At 71.2% G+C, this 16,164-nt stretch carries 13 protein-coding genes and 3 pseudogenes; 8 read left to right on the top strand and 8 right to left on the bottom strand.

Going from position 1 to position 16,164, the window contains the following annotated elements; all coding sequences use genetic code 11:
- Positions 1-75: 75 nt before the first annotated feature.
- The 3 genes from EDD90_RS26440 to EDD90_RS26450 form a co-directional block, all read right to left on the bottom strand.
- Positions 76-372: a hypothetical protein gene (locus EDD90_RS26440; protein ID WP_123975513.1), complete on the bottom strand. Its 297-nt coding sequence runs from the start codon at positions 370-372 to the stop codon at positions 76-78.
- Positions 373-450: 78 nt separating this feature from the next.
- Entirely contained in the window at positions 451-711 is a 261-nt protein-coding gene (locus tag EDD90_RS26445) for a hypothetical protein (RefSeq protein WP_123975514.1), read from the bottom strand.
- A 439-nt stretch (positions 712-1,150) separates the two neighbouring features.
- A complete protein-coding gene (locus EDD90_RS26450; RefSeq protein WP_123975515.1) occupies positions 1,151-1,495 on the bottom strand; it encodes a hypothetical protein in 345 nt (114 codons plus the stop codon).
- Positions 1,496-2,065: 570 nt separating this feature from the next.
- Here EDD90_RS26450 and EDD90_RS26455 point away from each other — a divergent pair.
- From EDD90_RS26455 to EDD90_RS26465, 3 genes are all read left to right on the top strand, one after another.
- Complete coding sequence (locus tag EDD90_RS26455) at positions 2,066-2,470, top strand: DUF5994 family protein (protein ID WP_123975516.1); 405 nt, start codon at positions 2,066-2,068, stop codon at positions 2,468-2,470.
- A 229-nt stretch (positions 2,471-2,699) separates the two neighbouring features.
- Positions 2,700-3,380: a hypothetical protein gene (locus EDD90_RS26460; RefSeq protein WP_185149228.1), complete on the top strand. Its 681-nt coding sequence runs from the start codon at positions 2,700-2,702 to the stop codon at positions 3,378-3,380.
- The gene (locus tag EDD90_RS26465) at positions 3,377-3,700 is read left to right on the top strand and encodes a hypothetical protein (RefSeq protein WP_123975517.1); all 324 of its coding nucleotides are present in this window, start codon (positions 3,377-3,379) and stop codon (positions 3,698-3,700) included. Before EDD90_RS26460 ends, EDD90_RS26465 begins: the two co-directional genes overlap by 4 nt.
- A gap of 555 nt (positions 3,701-4,255) precedes the next feature.
- On the opposite strand, the gene EDD90_RS26470 is transcribed toward EDD90_RS26465, so the two are convergent.
- A complete protein-coding gene (locus EDD90_RS26470) occupies positions 4,256-5,698 on the bottom strand; it encodes an aldehyde dehydrogenase (RefSeq protein ID WP_123975518.1) in 1,443 nt (480 codons plus the stop codon).
- Between the two features lie 124 nt (positions 5,699-5,822).
- Between EDD90_RS26470 and EDD90_RS59085 the strand changes: the two are divergent.
- Positions 5,823-5,903 (top strand): annotated as a pseudogene (locus tag EDD90_RS59085) (TetR family transcriptional regulator); the annotation flags it as partial.
- Positions 5,904-6,026: 123 nt separating this feature from the next.
- Here the strand turns inward: EDD90_RS59085 and EDD90_RS26480 are convergent.
- Positions 6,027-7,580: an MDR family MFS transporter gene (locus EDD90_RS26480; protein ID WP_123975519.1), complete on the bottom strand. Its 1,554-nt coding sequence runs from the start codon at positions 7,578-7,580 to the stop codon at positions 6,027-6,029.
- 238 nt (positions 7,581-7,818) lie between these two features.
- On the opposite strand from EDD90_RS26480, the gene EDD90_RS26485 reads away from it, so the two are divergent.
- From EDD90_RS26485 to EDD90_RS26495, 3 genes and pseudogenes are all read left to right on the top strand, one after another.
- Positions 7,819-8,307 carry a TetR/AcrR family transcriptional regulator gene (locus tag EDD90_RS26485; protein ID WP_123981668.1) on the top strand — a complete coding sequence of 163 codons (489 nt, stop codon included), beginning with the start codon at positions 7,819-7,821 and terminating at the stop codon, positions 8,305-8,307.
- A 50-nt stretch (positions 8,308-8,357) separates the two neighbouring features.
- Positions 8,358-8,477: pseudogene (locus tag EDD90_RS57570) on the top strand (site-specific integrase); the annotation flags it as partial.
- A gap of 84 nt (positions 8,478-8,561) precedes the next feature.
- Positions 8,562-8,816 carry a hypothetical protein gene (locus EDD90_RS26495; protein ID WP_123975520.1) on the top strand — a complete coding sequence of 85 codons (255 nt, stop codon included), beginning with the start codon at positions 8,562-8,564 and terminating at the stop codon, positions 8,814-8,816.
- A 188-nt stretch (positions 8,817-9,004) separates the two neighbouring features.
- On the opposite strand, the gene EDD90_RS26500 is transcribed toward EDD90_RS26495, so the two are convergent.
- Together EDD90_RS26500 and EDD90_RS26505 are read right to left on the bottom strand one after the other, a co-directional pair.
- Entirely contained in the window at positions 9,005-9,784 is a 780-nt protein-coding gene (locus EDD90_RS26500; RefSeq protein ID WP_123975521.1) for a polysaccharide deacetylase family protein, read from the bottom strand.
- A 242-nt stretch (positions 9,785-10,026) separates the two neighbouring features.
- Entirely contained in the window at positions 10,027-13,872 is a 3,846-nt protein-coding gene (locus EDD90_RS26505; protein WP_123975522.1) for a carboxypeptidase regulatory-like domain-containing protein, read from the bottom strand.
- A gap of 277 nt (positions 13,873-14,149) precedes the next feature.
- Between EDD90_RS26505 and dacB the strand changes: the two genes are divergently transcribed.
- Positions 14,150-15,484 (top strand): D-alanyl-D-alanine carboxypeptidase/D-alanyl-D-alanine-endopeptidase, encoded by a 1,335-nt coding sequence (gene dacB, locus EDD90_RS26510; protein WP_123975523.1) that lies wholly within the window; start codon positions 14,150-14,152, stop codon positions 15,482-15,484.
- On the opposite strand, the pseudogene EDD90_RS57575 reads toward dacB, so the two are convergent.
- A pseudogene (locus EDD90_RS57575) lies at positions 15,465-16,150 on the bottom strand (cation:proton antiporter); the annotation flags it as partial. The gene dacB and the pseudogene EDD90_RS57575 overlap by 20 nt on opposite strands.
- Between the last annotated feature and the right edge of the window lie 14 nt (positions 16,151-16,164).

Below are 16,164 nucleotides of genomic sequence, written 5' to 3' on the forward strand. Positions count from 1 at the left end.
GAACGCGCTGCGCGAAAAGCTCTCGGTGTGCTCAGGCTACTCCTGATCGCGGAGCAGCAGACGGGGCCGATCCTCCTACTCCTGTATCTCTCGTTCCTCCCCCTCCTCTCCCTCCTCCTCCCGTTCCTCCATCAGGCGAATGCCGTCGTGTGTCAGCGAGACAGCGGCCGGGGTCCGGTGCGAGGTCCATTCCACGTTGATCAGGCCGTCGTCGGCCAGATAGACGCAGGCGGCGAAGAGGTCCTCGTCGGGCAGCCCCAGCTCGGCGCGGAGCGCCGATCCGCTGACCTCGGGACGGTTGTGCTCCACAGCCCCGTACAGGAATCGCAGGACCGCCTTCCGGTTGTTCTTGCGTTCGCGGAGTTTCGTCATGTCTGTCGTTCTCCGAGGTGTTGACAGCCGCGTGGGGACGGCCGGGACGACGGACCCTCCTGGCCGCACGGACCCGGGTCACACCTCATCGGCGTGTGCCGACGCCTGCTCCGTCGACTCGCTGGTCGCGAGCCACGACCGTGCGGGTTCCGCGGTCTGGGCGGTGTCCAGGGTGAGATGGAGCCGGGTCCCTCCGCCATGTCCGGCGGGGTAGCTGCGCTGCTCGGTCGAGGCGAAGCAGCGGCGGAGGACCTCGGCCACGCGCCGGGCGACCTCCGGGGTCGCCGCGACGATGCGCACCTCTGCGTGGCCCCGGGAGGGCAGGGGGTCGTTCTCCATGGGGACCTCCTGGTGGGCGACCGGCAGAACGCGGACGCGTCGCTGCCCGATACGCCGGGACAAGGTGTGGGGGGCGGCTGCGGCAGATCCACGCGGGTCTGTCCGAATTTCCCAGCAGTCCCCTTTTCTGAAGGGTATGCCGGGAAGGACCGCCCGTGCGTGCCACGGCCGCACCGTGGTCCGGACAGGGTCCGGACAGTGGTCCGGCCCGTCACGGGTTGCCCGCCCCCGGTGACCGAACGGAGCCGGGCCGGTCGGACCGCGCCTGACAGCAGAGACCGTTCAAGACGCCGGCTGCCGCTCTCGGCCGGGAGTACGGTGTACACACCGGGGCATACCGTGCACCGATTCGGATGCCGGCGCCACTCTCGGTGATCGACGACGCCGGGCAAGGCGTGGCATGAGCCCCCAGCGTTCTCCGACGGGAGCCTGCCGCCGCCTACGTGCGCAGCAGCCGTTGGGTGAGTTCCCGGTACTGCCGCAACGCGCCCCGCAGTTCGGCGGAGTCTGGTTCGGGGTCCCGGTCCTGCCACCCGGCGCGGAGCACCCGTCGCATCTCCGAAAGGGCGCTCGCCAGCCGGGCGGCGGCTTCGTCGAAGGCGCCCTCGGCCTCCTCCAGCGCCTCGCGAGGGGTGTCCGCGAAGGTGTTGACGGCGTGTCCGAGGCGGCGCACGATCTCGTCCCGTTCGTCCGGGGGAAGCAGCGGCTCCGGGCCCGTGGTGCGGCGTCCGCCCGGACCCGGGGTCCGGTCCGGCGGCTGCTGGGCGCGTGTCTGGTCGTACATCGTCGTGTGTACCGCTTCCGTTTGCGCGATGGGAGGCACCGCCTGAAGGCACCCTTCGCCTTCTCGACGGCCTGCTTCAGGTATCCGGAGACCGATCGACCCTGCCCTTCCTGGCCCTCAGCCGTCCCGCCAGTCAACGTCCGACGACGATAGGTGTCAACGCGACGCCGCGGCCTGAGTGCATCCGGCCGAAGGCCGCTGATCAGCGGAATCCGGGCATTCCCCGGCCCGAGGAGTACGGTGGGCGGAACGAGGGTGCGTCGTGCCTGTCCGACAGGTCGTCACCAGCACGCCACCCATCCCCCAGGGGCAGTCCGTGACCCCGGCCGCACCTCCGCCCAGCGGCCTTCGCCGAGGCCAAGGACCCCTTCATGCAGACCGGTCCCCTTCACACCCGCCCCGCCGGACACCGCTCGCGGGTCCGTGGCCACGGCGGCGGCTTCCTTGCATACGGCCTGACCGCCCTGCTGCGGGCGGGACTTGCCCGCAGGCCCCGCACCCCGCTCTCCGTCCGGGAAAGCCGGGACGGCCTCCACCACGCATCCAGCTACGGAAGTTGGCAGCAGCCTCATGACCAGCGCACTGCAACCACCGCTTCCCTCCCACCCCGCCCTCCGTCTGCGGCTCGCGCCCCGCAGCGACCTGACCCGGTCCATCGACGGAGCATGGTGGCCGCGCTCCTACGACCTTCTCGTGGAACTCCCGCGCCTGCTGGCCGGGTTGCCGCGCGAGTGGGGTGATATCACCAGTGTCACCGTCAGCGGGGCGGTGTGGTCCGCGGCGCCCGGCCGGATACTCGTCTCCAACCAGGTCGTACGACTACGCAGAGCCCTGGCGGCGAACGCCCCGCACACCGTCGTCCTGGTCGCCCCCGGCCGAGGGCGCTGGGACCTTGTGGTCGTGCCTCCGGACACCACCGAGACCGCCGCCGAACCGCTCATGGCGGCCGCGGCGGACGCCCTCGGGGAGAGCTGACCCCGGCGTCCGTGACATCCCCGCCGCCTTTCCCGCCCTGATCACCCCACACGCACCCGCCCTGTTCCCGGCAACCGCCGGGCCGCGGGGGCGGGCCTCGCCAGGAGTACGGTGGAGAGACCGAGGGCATACCGCGCACCGCCTCCGACGCCGGTGCCGTTCTCGGGGATCGACGACGCCGGGGCGGCCTCCGCCCGTGCCCGGGGCAGGGTTGCTCATGCCCGCGCACATGTCCCTCCCGACGACCTTGACCCTCCCGGCGCTCCAACCCGCACGGGGCAGGCCGCGCACTCGCCTCCCGGACCCGGCGAAGGCGGAGCGCCGCTCCTCGCCCGAGGTCGCGGAACGCGTCCGTGCACTGACCCGTGGTCAGGTCTCGGACCGCCTGCAGGAACTGGGCGACCTGTATGCGGAGACCTCCGGTGGCGACGCGTGGGCGTGGAACCAGGCGCGTGCGACCTTCCTGCTCCATCTCGTGGCCGACACCCGACGACCGGGGTTCTCGCTGCTGATCGCGGAGACCACCACCCTGGCCGGATACGCCTACGGCTTCCCCACGGCCGGCGCGGGTCCGTGGTGGGCGGGGTCCCGCGGACACGTCGGGGGAAGTCTGCTTCACTGCGCGGCCGCCGGCGGGCTCTTCGTCGTCTCCGGAATCGTGGTGCCGCCTCGCGTGCGCCGGGAGTACAAGGACCAGGTGTGGAACCTCGCCCGGCGCCTGCAGCGGCGACTGCTCGCCGGCCACGGCGCCGCGCTCGGCGTCACGCTGGTGGACGCCCGGGACGACAGGACGGTCGAAACCATGCGGTCCTGGGGCTGGCGGTACCCAGGAGCCGACACCCTCCCCGGCATGCCACTGGCCGTGCCGCCCGGCCCGTTCCGCATCCTGGTACTGACTCCGGGGACGTGAGCGACCACCTCCTCGTGCATCACATCTCGGCCCCGGTCAGGGGCACCGGCAAGCGCAGGGCGGGGTTCGTGGCCGAGTGTGAGTACATGGCTGCGCAGTCGGCCGAGTTCAACTCGGACCCCGACTGCATCACGGCTTGGGTCAGTAGATTCCCCATCAAGGGAACCACCGTCTGGCACTGCCACATGGCCATTCACGAAGACGGCCTCAACTCGAACGGCGCCATCGAGATGATGCGCCCCCTCGTCATCGGACGAAAAGAACAAAAACAACTGCCCTGGGTCCAGACGTTGAAACGGCTCAACCAGCTCGTAGGCTGACTCTGAACCGGCTTCTGCGGGACCGAGCCACACCGACGGACGCGGGCACGAGCAGACAGCACGTGCCCGCACTCCCATGGCTGCCTCGCGGCGACGGCGCAGCGCAGAGTGACGGCAGGTCCGACAGCAGCAACAGCACACAGACGCGCCCGATTGCCGACCTGAGCTGTCGGGGTTGCAAGCCGGCGGCACTGGTCATGGCGCGGTGCCCGACCCTCAACCGGTCAGGAACTCACCACAATAAACAAACCCCAGGCCACCGACCTGGGGTTTCTCTCTGAAGCTGAGAGCGCGAGTTCGATTCTCGTCACCCGCTTGGGAAGCGATCTTGGAGCCACTGTTGACCGTGGTTGTCCCGTCTTATGGGCACGCTCTGGGCCGCAAGCCGGAGCCTCGGAGCGGAGTCGTCCGCGAGACCTGCCAGGCACTGGGGTCGAGGGCCGGTCCCGGTGACGCGTGGTCGCCGGGACCGGCTGCTCGTCCGCTCGGGCTGCGGCGGGCCACGGCCATGCGGAGCTTCGGATCGACGACGCCCTGTGATTCACCGTTGCCGGGTCAGACGGTGATGGTCTTGTACTCGGTGTAGGTGCCGAGGCCGACCGCTCCGTACTCGCGGCCGATGCCGCTGGCCTTGAAGCCGCCGAACGGGCCGTCGAAGGCGACGGAGGCGCCGTTGACGGTGATGGTGCCGGTGCGGATGCGGCGGGCGATGGCCTGGGCGTGGGCCTCGTCGGCTGACCAGACGCCGCCGGAGAGGCCGTACTCGGAGTCGTTGGCGATGCGGACGGCGTCGTCCTCGTCGTCGTAGGCGATGACGACCAGGACCGGTCCGAAGATCTCCTCCTGGGCGATCCGCATGGAGTTGTCGACGTCGGCGAAGACGGTGGGCGTGACGTAGTTGCCCTTCTCCAGGCCCTCGGGGATCTGCGGGCCGCCGGTGACCAGGCGGGCGCCCTCGTCGATACCGAGCTGGATGTAACCACGCACGCGCTCCTGCTGGTCGGGGCGGATCATCGGGCCGATGAAGGTGTCGGGGTCGTTCGGGTCCCCCACCTTCAGCGACTCCACCAGCTTCTTCAGCGCGGTCACGACCTCCTCGTACGTTTCGCGCGGGGCCAGGATGCGGGTCTGCGCGATGCACGACTCGCCGTTGTTGAGCAGGGAGCCGAACTTCAGGCCCGCGACCGCTTTCTCGATGTCGGCGTCCGGCAGGATGACGGCCGCGGACTTGCCCCCCAGCTCCAGACTGACGCGCTTGAGCTGCTCGCCCGCGATCGAGGCGATACGGCGGCCGGCGCCCGTCGAGCCGGTGAAGGCGATCTTGTCGACGTCCTTGTGCGAGACCAGGTACTCGCTGGTCTCGCGGTCGGCGGGCAGGACGCTGATCACACCCTCGGGCAGGCCCACCCGCTCCAGCAGCTCGGACAGGAAGCCCATGCTCAGCGAGTTCTCCGGAGACACCTTGAGGACCACGGAGTTGCCGGCGACCAGGGCCGGGATGATCTTCGAGGTGGCCGAGGAGAACGGCGAGTTCCACGGGATCACCGCGGCCACGACGCCGACCGCCTCCCGGCGCACCACGCTGCGGACGGGGGAGGCGGGGTCGGAGGGTGCCAGGGTCTCCTCCCAGCCGAACTCCTCCGCCGCCTTCAGGTAGGCGTTCGCCTGACGGGTCAGGCCGGGCTGTCCGGCGCGGGTGAACCATCCGGCCGAGCCGTTCTCCAGCGAGATCAGGTGCGCGATCTTCTCCGCGTTCTCCTCACGCAGCGCGTTGAACCTGCGCAGGACCGCGATCCGCTCCTCGGGCGGGGTCAGGCGCCACTCGCCCGCCTCGAAGGACGCCCGTGCCGCGGCCACCGCGCGGTCGATGTCCGCGGGCCGTGCCTGGGCGGCGCGGCCGACCACCGACCGGTCGTGCGGCGAGGCGATGTCGAGCAGTTCAGGATCGCTCGGCTCGGCCCAGGAACCTCCGATGAAAAGCCGGTCGTAGGTGATCATGTGCGTTCTCTCTTCCTGTGTCGGATCGTCCGGACGCACGGTCCATCTGTCACTTCAATGTAGCAGTTATATTCATTAGATACACACTTAAGAAGCTTTATATATATTATTCTCCTCAGATTCGATGCGTTTGAGGGTGCTCGCCGCCGAGGTCGGCGTGGACCGCCGCACCGTCTACCGACGCTTCGCCTCCCGCGAGGAACTCCTCGCGGCCATCGAGAGGGCGCTTCGAAGAGGGGCGGCCGGACAGAGCCCGGCGTCCGGGAACACACCGACGGCCGGCGGCTGCCGAGAGCGTCGGCCGTTCGAGGGAGCGCCGCCGGAAGGGTCAGGCCGCGGTGACGGTGCCCTCGGCGGTGGCGGGAACACCGTCGGCCGCGGTGGTGGGGGCGCCCGCGGTCCCCCCGGCCTTCCGGGCCGGCCGGAGGAACAGGGCGAGGACGATGCCGGCGGCGAGGGCCGGGGCCATCCAGAGGTAACCCATGGCCGTGGCGTGGGCGAAGGCGTCCAGTGCGGTGTCGCGCAGGGCAGCGGGCAGTTGCCCGATGGTGTCCGGGCGGCCCGCGTCGAATCCGCCGGCGGTCGGCAGGGCGTGGGTGCGGCCGACGAATCCGGTGTTGAGCAGGGTGCCGAAGACGGCGACTCCGAAGGCCGCTCCGATGGAGCGGGCGAAGGTCACGACGGCGCTGGCGGCGCCGAGGTCGGCGGCGGGCACGCTGTTCTGGACGGTGGTCAGCACGACCATGGGGACCATGCCGATGCCGATACCGGTGATCAGGAAGTAGACGCTCAGCACGAGGGTGCCGGTGGCGGCGCCGATGGTGCCCAGCAGGAGCAGTCCGGCGAGGTTGACGGCCAGACCGGCCAGCAGGATCGTCCGCAACCGCTCGACGTGCGCGGCCCAGCGTCCGGCCAGGGACTGGCTGACGACCAGACCCGCGACCAGCGGCAGCATGGAGATGCCGGACAGGGTGGCCGAGACGCCGCGGACGATCTGGAGGTAGGTCGGCAGGTAGACCAGCACGGCGAACATCGCGGCGTTGGCGAAGAAGCCGATCAGCGAGGAGAAGACCACGGTCCGGGAGCCGAGCATGGCCGGCGGCAGGACGGGGGCGGCGGCCCGGCGCTCGACGGGCGCCAGCAGTACGGCGAACACGACGACGGCGACGGTCAGTCCGACGATGCCCGGAGATCCCCAGCCCCAGCGCCCGCCGAAGGACGTGACCAGGACCAGGCCGGTGGCGATGGCGGCCAGGACGGTGGCGCCGAGGTAGTCGATACGGGCCTTGGCACCCCGGGCGGCCGCGGGCAGCGAGCGGGCGGCGATGGCCAGCGCGACGATGCCGAAGGGCAGGTTGACCAGGAAGGCCCACCGCCAGGACAGCTGGTCGGTGAAGACGCCCCCCAGCAAGGGGCCGACGATGCTGGCGACGCCGTAGACCGATCCGAACATGCCCTGGTACCGGCCCCGCTCACTCGGTGCGACGATGTCGCCGACCAGGGCGAAGGTCAGCACGATCATGCCGCCGCCGCCCACGCCCTGGAGCACCCGGGCGCCGATCAGCTCGGGCAGGTTCCGGGCCAGGCCGCAGGCTACCGAGGCGCTCAGGAAGATCGAGGTCGAAGCCAGGTAGAGCCGCTTGCGGCCGAACATGTCGCCGAGCTTGCCCCACAGCGGGGTGACCGCCGTGGACGCCAGGAGATACGCGGCGCTGACCCAGGCGATGTCGTCGAACCCGTTCAGGTCCTCCGCCATCCGGGGCAGGGCGGTGGAGACGATCGTCTGGTCCAGAGCCGCCAGCAGGACGGCGAGGACCAGGGCGCTCATCGCGGCGGCGACCCCGCCCGACCGGGGTGATGGGGACTGCTGTGTCTTCGGCATCGAACTCGGCCTCTCTCCAAGGGGCGGCAACCGCGGTGAGCTGCCGCAATACGGCGTTGAGTCTCAATAGATAGGCGATATCAGCCATATCTGTCACTTGAATGTAGCACTTAATGGCCATGGGTACACGGATGCGAGGCGATAGACGTCTCAGGTTTCACAATCGGCGGTTAGAATCGACGCCGTGAGAGCCGACGCAGCGCGCAACCTGGAAGCCGTCCTGACCACCGGAGCCCGCATGCTCGCCGCCGATCCCGGCGCGAGCATCGCGGGCATCGCCGCCGAGGCCGGCGTGGACCGGCGCACCGTCTACCGACGCTTCGCCTCCCGCGAGGAACTCCTCGCGGCCATCTACGACTCCCGCCTCACGGCCATCGAGCAGGCCATCGAGGACGCCCGGCTGCGCGAGGCCCCCGTCACCGTCGCACTGCACCGCTACGTCGAGAACATCATCACCGTCAACCGCACCTGGCCCGTCGACCTCACCCGCATGCTCACCGACGACAACGTCCACGACCGCCGCGACGCAGCCGTCCGCGAAGTCGACGCCTTCCTCGAACGAGCCACCGACGAAGGCCTGCTACGCCCCGGACTGCCGAAAGGGTGGGCGAGCGCACTACTGCCCCAGCTGATGCACCTGGTGTCCCGGCAACTGCCGGAGCTGAGCCCCGGACAGGCCGCCGACGTCGTCGTCGACACCCTGCTGCACGGCCTCGGAGCGCCCTGACACACCGGTGACCCCCTGGGTGCCGCCGCCGCTCACCGCGCCGAAGGCACCTCTCGACCCGTTCGGGCGCCACTCTCAAGGACACGATGGTCCGCACGGGCCGGCCCTCGGAGAAAGCCGCGATGATCTGCCAACACCCGGACCATGAGCGACAACGGGAGGTCGCCGCCGCGAGGACCTGGCCACCCGGCGCTTCGACCGCGCGTTCACCAGCGTCTACCGGAACCCCTGACCCGTTCCCGGGGCGTTTCGTGGTGAGCGACGCGATCGCCTCGGGGTTCCGGACCGGTTCGCAGTGGGTCCGTCTGCCGGAGGGGTACGACAACTGGCGAGGCGTCTGCAAGCGGCTGCCGATGGCCCAGGCCGATGTCGAAGAGGGCCTGACCCGGGCCGGCTGGGTGGACTCCATGATCGTGTGCGCTCACCGGCACGTGGCCGGGGCCCGCAGACGGGGGCGCCGGGCCGGCGAACCGGCGACCGCGCCGTCGGCCGGTCCCGCGGCGGGCTGAGACCAGGTCTTGCGGCGCGCCCACTCTTCTCCGCCGCCTGGACGTGGCACAGGGCTCCGTCGGTCGTGACGTCAGGGATCGGACGGCCGATGACGACGCCGAGTTCCCCCTCCGAGTCGGCCCGGGCGATGGTGGCCGACTGCGTCGCGGCTCTCCAGATCTGACGCGGTGTGACGTGCGCGAAGGGCTCAGCGTACCGGGAAGCCGAAAGAGTACCCCTGCTCCTTGAGGCGGGGGAGGATCCGGCGCAGGGCGGCCACGGTCTCGGAGCGGTCGCCGCCCGCGTCGTGGAAGAGAACGGTCGGCCCGTTGGGCAGTTCCCGCTCCACGGTGGCGACGATGGCGTCCGTGCCCGGCTGCTCGAAGTCCTTGGTGTCCACGTTCCAGCCCAGCGGACGCATGCCCCGGGAGGCGGCCAGCTTGCGGCTGTAGGGAGTGAAAGCACCGCCGGGCGCCCGGTAGTACATCGGCGCCACTCCCCCGGACGCTTCGGTGATCATGCGTTCGGCGTCGAGTATCTCCCGCGACTGGTAGGCCTCGGACTTCTTGTCCATGGTGGTGTCGTGCGACACCGAGTGGTCGCACGGCCGGTGCCCGGCCGCGACCACCTTCTTCACGAGGTCCGGGTGGGCCTGCGCCTGCGTCCCCACCATGCAGAACGTGGCCTTCACCCCGTACTCCCGCAGCACGTCGAGCACTTGAGGGGTCCACACGGGGTCGGGGCCGTCGTCGATGGTGATGTTCACACCGCGCGCTCCCTGGTCCGAGGCGTGCGCGATGGTCACCGAGACCGGCTTGACGGCACTGCGCAGCGTGGCGGACGCGGTCGTCCTCGCCTTCGGCGACGCGACGCCGACGACACCGGCCTGCGCGGTCCATATCGAGGCACCGGCGGCCAACACCGTCACACCGAGCGCCGCACCGAGCACCTTGCCGTACCAGCCCCGCCCGCCGCCGTGCCGTGCCATGTCCGCCCCGCCCTTCCGCAGTTCCTCACCGGTCCTTGGTCATCTTGCGACCACATGACAGGACGAGGGGCGGCGGCCTGGCGATGCGTCCGTTACCGATCACGGACAATCCCGGGGGAGTTCGCGGACAACTCGGCGAGCGGCGGCCGGGAGCGTCGGGAGGAGCCGTCCGGACACGCTCGTTCGGAGCGCGGCCGGACGGCGTGTGCAGGACCGACGTCAGCGCATGGGTCGGGGCACGGTCAGCCCACGGTCATCCGTACCGGGACCACCGGGTAGGTGTACGGCGTGTCCGTGCCGACGGCCAGCGCGGCCGTGTAAGTCCCGGTCCGGTCGACCGCGGTGACGGACGCGTCGAGGCGGACGCTCACGGTCACGTGTGCGCCCGGGCGCAGCCGCAGGGTGACGGGGGCGGCGGTGAGCCAGGACACGTCGGCGGCCGGGACGCAGTCGTCGAGGCCCGGCAGCCGTTCGACGGCCGGGGTGGCGTCGAAGACGCTGCGGGCCCCGCCGACGTGGAAGAAGCCGCACGCGCTGCCGCCCCGGTAGAGGGCGTTGGCGGAGGGCGGCAGGCCGGTCCAGGTGCGGGCGGCGGGGTCGTAGGCGAAGCCGCCGTCGGTACGGCCGCCCATCAGGTCGCTGGTACCGCCGGAGACGAGGAACCGGCCGTCGACGGCGGTGTAGGCGGAGCCCCACAGGTCGGTCGGCAGGTCCGGGATCCGGGTCCAGGCTGCGGAGGCGGGGTCGTAGGTGTAGGCGTGCCGGGTGCCGCCGGTCGCCGTGTAGCCGCCCGCGCAGTACAACTGGCCGCCGACGGCCCCGCAGCCGAGCCAGGAGACGGGCTCCGGGTACGGCGTCGTGGTGCCCCACGTGTCGGTGGCCGGGTCGTAGACCTGGACCGTGGTGGTGCCGCAGCCGGACGAGGCGCAGCCGCCGACCAGGTACCACTTGCCGTCCAGCGTCGCCGAGCCGGCGGCGGCGTACGCTGTGGCCGCTTGGGCGACGCTGGACCAGGTGTGGTGTTGCGGGTCGTAGACCTCGGTGGCGGCGACGGGGGTGCCCGTCGCGTCCCAGCCGCCGCTGACGTAGAGCCGCCCGCCGAGGAAGGCGGCCTCGGGAGCCTCACGCGGGGTGGCCGGGCCGCCGGGGATCGCCGTCCAGGCGGCGGTGGCCGGGTCGTAGACGTTCCCGCCGTCCAGCAGGGAGGTGCCGTCGATGCCGCCGACCGAGTAGACCCGGCCGTCCGGGCCGGTCGCGACCGCGTTGTCCATGACGGCCGTCGGGTAGTCGGTGACCTCGGTCCAGGCGGAGGCCGCTGGAGCCACCGCCTCGGTGCCGGATGCGGTGGTGGTGGACTTGGCCGCGGTCAGCGGCAGGGGGCTGTAGTCGCCGGGCACGTACTGCGCGGCGGGGTCGGCGACCGTCGCGGCCGGGATGTCACCGGACCGCTCGGTGAGCGTCACGGTCAGCGGTGCCGAGCCGGTGTTGCGCAGGGTGAGCCGTGCCGTCGCCGTCCGTCCCCGGTGCACGGTCCTGGTGACGGACGCCGGGCCGACCGCCAACCGGCCGGCGCGCAGCACCGGTTGGAGGCGGCTCGCATGGTCGGCCCGGACCCGGACCGTCCTGGTCGTCGTGGTGTAGTGGCCGGCGGCCGTGGTGATCCGCTGCCGGCCGGTCCCGGGGACGAAGAGCGCGTACGTGCCGTCCCCGGCCGCCGTCGCCGATGCGCCGCCGGGAGCGGTGACCGAGGCTCCGGGCACCGCCGCGCCGGTGTTCCGGTCCGTCACCGTGCCGTACAGCAGCCCGCCCCGGACCGGCGCGCACCGCACGCCGCCGAAGGTGACGTCGTCGACCTGCCAGTAGTAGGCGTTGTGCGCGGTGTAGCGGAACCGCAGCCGTACGGCGGACTTCCCTGCCGCGTCCGGCAGGCTCAGCGCCTGGACGCCGGGTCCGGCGTCGACCGTGTCCCGGTGCCAGACCGTGGACCAGCTCCGGCCGCCGTCCGTGCTGAGGTCGACGTCCGCTCGGGAGTCGTCGTCGAACTTCTTGTAGAAGGTGGCGAAGCGGACCGCGGCCGTGTCGTAGCCGGTCAGGTCGAGTACGGGTGAGAGAAGCGAGGTGTTCTCGTCGTCGCCGTAGTGGTCGCTGTCGGCGATGGCGAAGCCGCCCGAGCCCCCGGTGAGGTTGTCACGTGCGCCCGGGTCGTCGAAGACCCAGGTGTGTCCGGCGCCGGCGCCGGTGACGGTCCAGCCGTCCGGCGCCGCCGCGCCGTCGAAGGTCTGGCCGGGGGCGCTGAACGTCTGCCGGTAGCCGGGCGCCACGCAGGACGCGGCGTCGACCTGGACGGCGAAGTCCCGGTGGCCTGCTCCGGTCCCGGTCGTCACGTCGGCCGTCGTCACCTGGTAGCCGGTGTAGACGGGGTCGACCTGGAGGGTGAAGGCGCTGTTGGCCGGCAGCCGCAGGGTGTAGCGGCCGGTCGCCGGGTCGGTGTATGTCCGGGTCGACGGCTCGCCCGCGACCTGGACGCCCGCGGAGAGCGGCCAGTCGTGCCCGGAGCCGTCCCGGATCCGCCCGGTGTAGGTGACCAGCGGCTGCTCGGTGAGCGTGAAGTCGCGGCTCGCGGTCCGGCCGTCGCCGATCTCGACGCCTGCCGAGACGGCGCTGCCGTAGCCGAACCGCGCGGCCGTCACGTCGTACGTCCCCGCCGGCAGCGTCATGTCGTACGTGCCGTCGGCGGCGGTCGTCGTGGCGTTGGCGCCCGCCGTGACGCGGACGCCGGCGAGCCCGGTGCCGGTGTCCGGGTCGGTGACCTTGCCGGTCAGCTCGCCGTACGGGCCGGTGGTGAAGGCGGTGGTGCCGTCGGGGGTGCCGAGGCCGGTCGGGCCGTCCCAGCCGGTGCCGGAGGTGCACAGATAGGCGGTGTCGCAGGTGCCGTTGGTGCCGGTGGCCACGTCGTGGAGGGCGCCGGTGTGGGCGTACGGGTAGGCGTTGGGGTACGTCTTCGCACCCGGCTTCCCGGCGAGGGCGTAGGTGGCGGCGATGAGCGGGGCGGACGCGCTGGTGCCGCCGTACACGCCCCAGCCGCCGTCCTCGTACGTGTTGTAGACGCTGACGCCGGTCGCCGGGTCGGCCACCGCCGACACGTCGGCGACGGCGCGGTTCGCGCAGCCCCGGTCGGTCTGGAAGGAGGGCTTGGCCTGGTAGGCCGAACAGCCGCTTCCCGCGCCGGTCCAGGCGGACTCGCTCCAGCCGCGGGTCGTGGAGGTGTCCCGGGCGAGCGAGGTGCCGCCGACCGCGGTGACATAGGGGAGGGAGGCCGGGTAGCTGGTGCCGTAGCCGTTGTCGCCGGTGCTGAACGTGATGGCCACACCCGGGTGCCTGTAGTAGGCGTCGCCGGGCAGGTCGCCGATCGTGCTCTCGCTCGCGCCCCAGCTGTTGGAGACGTACGCGGCGCCGAGCGCGACCGCCGTGTTCTCGGCCTCGCCGAGGCTGTCGATGCTCGCGTCGTCGGCCTCGACCAGCAGGATGGAGCACTGTGGGCAGGCGGCGCTGACCATGTCGAGGTCGAGGGCGATCTCCCCGGCCCAGCCCCCGTCGGGCTGCGGGTAGTCGGTGCCACCGCGCTGGTCGGCCTTGCGGAAGCAGCCGTTGGCAGTGGTGCAGGGCGACAGGCCGAACTGACTGCGGTAGACGGCCAGATCGGCCTCGGCGTTCGGGTTGTCGTAGGCGTCGACGATCGCCACCGTGGCGCCGGCCCCGGCCGTGCCGGAGGGCAGGTCGTAGGCGCTCTGGAGGTCGGCGGGGCCCAGCCCCGCCGGTGCCGCGAGGGGCTGCAGGCCCTTGGCCTGCCGCCCCATGTCATCACGGGCGAGCGCGAAGCACGACGTCTCGCCGGGGCGACTCGGGCGCGCGCAGAGGGCGCGGGTGCCGGGCGCTGCGGTCGTGTTCGTTGCCGATGGCGATGGCGACGGCGACGGCGACGGAGGGGTGCCGGTGTCGGCCGCGGCGGACGGTGCCGCCAGGGTCAACGCCAGCAGGCTGGCCAGAAGGGCGGGCAGTACCGCCGACCGCGCTCTGGGCTTTCTCATCCGGTCCGCTCTGGTCATCCGCGTTTCCCAGACCTTCCGTGGGGGAGAAGGAGCAAGGCCGACCCAGCGTAGGGCATGTGCATGTCATGTGTGTTTCTCGTGAACGACGAGGACCCGTTCCTGTGGCCGGAGTGTTGCATGTCCTCTTCACAAGAAGCTGACCAGTGAAGGGGCTTGGCGCTGTAACTTTCACCTTCGAAACCCCGTCGGCGGCCTCGCCCGCCCTCACTTGTCCTCACCGGCCCACGCCCCCACGAACATTGGTTACGAGACCCCCGTGCTCATTTCTTCCTCGGCCCTCCGCCCGAGCGGCCGCCACCGCAAGACCAGGCCGGTACCCGCGCCCCTCCGCCGGGCAGCCGTGTTAGCGGTCGCCGTTCCCGTCGCCGGAACCATCCTGGCCGCTCCGTCCGCCTTCGCCGCCGACAAGGTCGTCTCCAAGACCGCCGCCACCGTGCTCGACCCGGCCGAGCAGCAGATCGCGGACAACCTGAACACGCGCAGCCAGGACACGCGCCTGGGCAGCACGCTCAGCGGTGTCGTCATCGACGCAGCGTCCGACAAGCAAGTCTGGGGCCATGACGCGACGACCGCGCTGATGCCCGCCTCCAACACCAAACTCGGCACCGCGACCGCCGCGTTGACCGTCCTCGGCCCCGACCACCGCTTCACCACGAAGGCCGTCTACGGCGACGGCACACTCACCCTCGTCGGCGGCGGCGACCGCACCCTGACCACCGAAGACCTCACCGAGATGGCCAAAACCGCCGTCGCCGGGCTGAAGAACGCGGGTCTCACCTCGGTGCAGGTCCATGTCGACGACAGCCTCTTCCCCGAGCCCACCCTCGCGACCGGCTGGAACGACGGCTACTACCCCGACTCCATCGCGCCGGTACGGGCTCTTGTGGTCGACGGCGACCACGTGACCGACACCGCCCTGGACGCGGGACAGGTCTTCGCCAAGGCCCTCACCGACCAGGGCGTCACCGTCACCGGGGATGTCACCCACGGAGTGGTCGGCACGGGCGACGTCCCCGTTGCCGTGCACCAGTCCGACCCGCTCTCCACCATCGTGAAGCAGATGCTCAAGGTGAGCGACAACGACATCGCCGAGACACTCCTGCGGATGACCGCGCTCGGGGCCGGCCGCTCGGCCACCTTCGAGGACGGCACAGCGGTCGTGCGCGAGGTGCTCGGCCGATACGGCATCTCGCTCGACAACTACGAGATCCACGACGGCAGCGGGCTGTCCCGCGCCAACCGCATCCCGGCGCAGACCATCGCCGACATCCTTGACCTGGCCGCCGACCCACGCCACGCCCAGACCCTGAAGTACATCATCGACGGCCTGCCCGTCGCGGGCGAGGCGGGCTCCACGCTGGGCCCCGAGTGGGGCCGGTTCGACACCGCGGACTCACAGTGCGCCGTCGGCAAGGTCAAGGCCAAGACCGGCACCCTCACCGGCGCGATCGCCCTGAGTGGACTGACGAAGGCCCAGGACGGACAGTGGAAGATCTTCTCCTTCATCGAGAACAACTCCACCGCCGCCCCGGCGGACATCAAGGACGCCCTCGACGGCCTCGCGGCCACGGTCAACGGCTGCTGGGCCTGACGCATCCGACACATCCACCGGCGTACTGCGTGGAGTTCGTGCGCACGGTGGCGTTGCGGACCTGGTGAGGGGCCATGCGCAACACCCCTCGCCGGCACGCAAGTTCGCCCATCTCATGGGCCGCATACGCGGCGGTCCGGCCATCCTGGTCCGCGACCATTGGGCGGTGCGCCGTCCGGGCTCCTACGACGCGGTCTGGGAGGGCGCCTTCTCCGCACCACCGCTGTGCCACGGCCGAAGACACGGCGGTGGAGTTGTGACGCCGGCCGGTCAACCAGGTGGCGACCGGCTCGGTGTACCGGGCGGTGAGCGGACCCAGCACAACCAGGATCAGGACGTAAGCGGTGGCCAGGGGACCGAGGGAGTACTCGATGCCGACAGAGACGGCCAGACCGGCGATCACGATGGAGAACTCCCCGCGTGCGACCGGCGTGCCGCCGACCCGCCGGCGGCCTTTGCTGGAGATCCTGGCGCGCCGGGCGGCCCAGTAGCCGGTGGCAATCTTCGTGGTGGTGACGGCGGCGAGGGCGAGCGCCGGGAGCAGGACCGGGGGATGCCGGCGGGGTCGGTGTTCAAGCCGAAGAAGACGAAGAAGATCGCGGCGAACAGGTCCCTCAGTGGAGAGAACAGGGTGTGGGCGCCCTCCGCGACCTTACGTCGCAGCGCCGCCCGCAGTTACG

The organism is Streptomyces sp. Ag109_O5-1, from assembly GCF_003814875.1.
In the GTDB taxonomy this organism is placed as follows: Bacteria; Actinomycetota; Actinomycetes; order Streptomycetales; family Streptomycetaceae; genus Streptomyces; species Streptomyces sasae.